3 protein-coding genes and 1 pseudogene are annotated in these 3,304 nt (G+C 36.4%); all 4 read right to left on the bottom strand.

Features of this window, described 5'->3' with window-relative positions; translation table 11 throughout:
• Nucleotides 1-91: 91 nt before the first annotated feature.
• On the bottom strand, nucleotides 92-490 hold the full coding sequence (locus tag L1272_RS22715; protein WP_235374345.1) for an efflux RND transporter periplasmic adaptor subunit: 399 nt from the start codon (nucleotides 488-490) through the stop codon (nucleotides 92-94).
• 14 nt (nucleotides 491-504) lie between these two features.
• Nucleotides 505-1,833 carry a glycosyltransferase family 2 protein gene (locus L1272_RS22710; RefSeq protein ID WP_138601343.1) on the bottom strand — a complete coding sequence of 443 codons (1,329 nt, stop codon included), beginning with the start codon at nucleotides 1,831-1,833 and terminating at the stop codon, nucleotides 505-507.
• Nucleotides 1,830-2,618 (bottom strand): annotated as a pseudogene (locus tag L1272_RS22705) (diguanylate cyclase domain-containing protein); the annotation flags it as partial. The pseudogene L1272_RS22705 and the gene L1272_RS22710, both read right to left, overlap by 4 nt.
• A gap of 14 nt (nucleotides 2,619-2,632) precedes the next feature.
• Nucleotides 2,633-3,205 carry a hypothetical protein gene (locus tag L1272_RS22700; protein WP_235374344.1) on the bottom strand — a complete coding sequence of 191 codons (573 nt, stop codon included), beginning with the start codon at nucleotides 3,203-3,205 and terminating at the stop codon, nucleotides 2,633-2,635.
• Nucleotides 3,206-3,304: the final 99 nt, after the last annotated feature.

Raw genomic sequence — 3,304 nt, 5'->3', positions numbered from 1 at the left:
ATAGAACGTGCGCTAAACGCCAGACCTAGAAAGTGCCTAGGTTACAAACAGCCTGTCGTTGTGTTTAACGAATTACGCAATGCGGCCTAATTTAGCGAGTGGTGCACTTCGGGGTTGAATTCGCGGTTAGATTTAATATTTGTCGGTCAACTTCTTGATACTGCCCTGTCAATTCAGGGTTATATAATGTGAGCAATATTTCATCTTTCATCACAGAATCACCAAGGTTAACGTCAACAAATTCAATAGTTCCTTTACTTGGAGCTTTAATCAGAAGCGGTTCAGTCGTAATGATACCAACAGCTTCAACCTTAAGTTGTGGCACTAAATAAATCCATGCGACAATACAAATAGGGCTCAATGCAATCAGAATTAAAAAATACCAGCGTAATTTATGCGATGTTCTTTTTGCTCCAGCATATGGAACTTTAATTCCTTTTTCTTCATTCGGATTGTTGACCTTTGCAGTGCTATTAAAATGCAATTTCATATTATTCCCTTAATCTAAAATTTTTGACCACGTTTAAGCACCCACCAAGGTGCCATACTAGACTCTTCATGCGACCGCCGGAATACTTCATTAACCAGCGCAAAGCAACATACTAGGCGCATTATAAATGCATAGATGGGATAGAGAGGTAACCAGAGGAATAGTGTAAAATCTTGCTTAGGCCTTTCTGAAACACTAACTAAAACTAACAAATAAAAATAGCCGATAGTTAGAAGGTATAAGGCATAAATGACGAATATTAATGCTAGTGAGAATTGCCAAGGATAAATAATAGCAACCCCAACAAAATACACAAAAATGACAAATGGCAACATAACGTTTTGCAAGTAACCATAAAAAAGTGTAAACAAAAAATTCTTCCAGCCTAAAAGCTTAGGAGAAAAAGCTGGCCAATGTTTACGCAAATATAAAAACAGCAAGTCCCCGTCCCAACGTAATCTTTGCAAGACAAGCTCTTTAAATGATTGAGGTGCGTCTGTATGTGCAATCGACGCAGTCGCGTAAGGTATTTTTAAATTAGGGTAGCGTTTAAAATACTGTTTGATACGAACTGTTAGATCTAAATCTTCTGCAGTATGAGTATCCCAACCTCCTATTTGTTTTAAGAAATCACGTCTAAATGCACCAAATGCACCTGAAATGTTGTTAATTAGATTACATTGAGCTAATCCAGTTTTACCACCCTGCATCGATATTAAGTATTCGATTGCTTGCATTCTAGTCCATAAAGTTTTATTCACATTACGAACTCTTAAAGCACCTCCCACAGCAGGTACATTAGGGTCTTCAAATAACCTGACTAAATTTGCCATCATATCATTGTCAAATGAAGTATCCGCATCAACATTGACGATAATTTCACCTTTAGCATAGGATAAGCCTGCGTTTAAAGTTGAAACTCGCCCTCCCCGCTGCCATTTTGGCAATAAAACAATCTCACGATTTTTGCGTTTAAATAACTGCTTACATTCTTTAGCTACATGGTAAGTGTGGTTATTTTGAACAGCACCATCTATTACAGCAATAATTTCAATTTTACCTGGGTAAGTTTGTTCAACGAGTGACTGAATGGTTTCTTTAACTGCATCCCCTTCTGCATAACAAGTAATAACACAGCTAACTTTTGGTAAATAAAATAATTTAGTATTGTTTATACGTGTCTTTTCTTTAGTCCATTTAATTATGCCAAACGTGATTATTAAAAATAGCGGCAACTCATAGATAAGGTATAAAGGAATAAATTTTACTAGAACTAATACATTACTTTGTACATAAAACATAATTTGTTCAGTAATATGTATTAAAGTGCTTAGCGTACTCATAAAACACTCTCCTGCTGAGCTGCAAATTGTTGCTCAAGCCAAACACCTATTTCATCTGGCATTTCTTTTGATGGAAGTGGAATGCCTTTAATCGAAAGTGAGAAATCGCTATTTTTATTGAGTAAAGAAATCCCTTTTAATTTTTGATAAACAAAGGATAAATGTTCAATTGTCGTATTAGGTAACATTAAAAGTAATGTATGCTCTCCTGCTAAACAGCAAATATCCGTGGTCCTGATACTCTCGTTAATTCTGCTCTCAAATTCGTCTATTAATTGAATAGCACGTGCTTCACCATTTTCTGCAATAAATTGCGCGAGGTTTTTTAACTCTATCTTAACTATTGAGTGTGTTTGCTGGTGCCTTACGGCAAGTTGGTTTTGCCACTTAACCACCCATTCGAAATGTGAATAGTTAATAGAGTCAGTGCTGGTTAAATTAAAATTGTCAAAACGCTCACCAAGTCTAATTAAACTTTTACCTTCCATTGATATGTTGTAACTATGAATGTTCTGTACTATTAACTCATCAACTTGATTACTGGTCTGACAGTGGAAGCATTTAGCAATAACGTCAGCATCTACAAAGCTAGTATGGCATTGGTTACATTTCTGGTTTTCTATTGGGCGATCATAGTCAACGCCAATGTGTCTCAATTTTGTATGGCAATTAGGGCAGCTTAGCCCGATACCCTCTTTAAATTTAGATTCGCCATTTACATGACCACAGTTAAAACAGTGCAAACTAGATACACTGGCAATATCAATACTTTGACAACTTGGGCATGAATCAACATAATTTAAGTGCCCTGATTGGCAGTGTCTACAGTAGCGAACACGATTAACTTATCTGTCTGTAAGAGTTTTCTTCTATGGATACTCGACAACCATGACATCGCATCTTTAGTGTTAACCCCGAAACACTCTAAAAGCGGATAATAATAAACACTATTAATGCTTAAATCATGAACAGGTAACAAGCTATTACCTTTATAAATCCACATAAAAGACAAAAGCTTAGTTAAAGCTGAGTCGACTAAATTAAGACTTAGATTTAAACTAGTTGCGCGCGTTATTACGGAGTTATAAAAATCATCACTTTGTTTATTAAAAAGACCATTTGCAAGAGCTTCTGATAAATAACAAGGCGTATTTACCAAAATACAGCTTTGCCATAACAGTTCGTGCTTACGGATTTTCTTGAGCGCCTCGCCTTGGTTTACAATGTTGTCAGCAAAAACAATAAGTGGAAAATGAGATTGAGCTTCAAAACCGGAAAAAAAGTGCTCTACGTCGTTAAATACTGTGAATTCGTGTCCGTAAACTAAAAAATCAATATCCTTAAGCGCGAATTCAAGTCCGAAGTGCACCACTCGCTAAATTAGGCTGCTTTGCGTAATTCATCGAATATTACCGCTGGTTGCCTAAACCCTAGACATTTTCTCGGCCTCGCATTGAGCGCCTTTTCTATG

Origin of the sequence: Pseudoalteromonas sp. PAST1, assembly GCF_021532515.1 — a bacterium.
Lineage (GTDB): Bacteria > Pseudomonadota > Gammaproteobacteria > Enterobacterales > Alteromonadaceae > Pseudoalteromonas > Pseudoalteromonas simplex.
The sequence above is the reverse complement of the archived record's forward strand: the minus strand, read 5'-3'. Positions and strand labels throughout refer to the sequence as shown.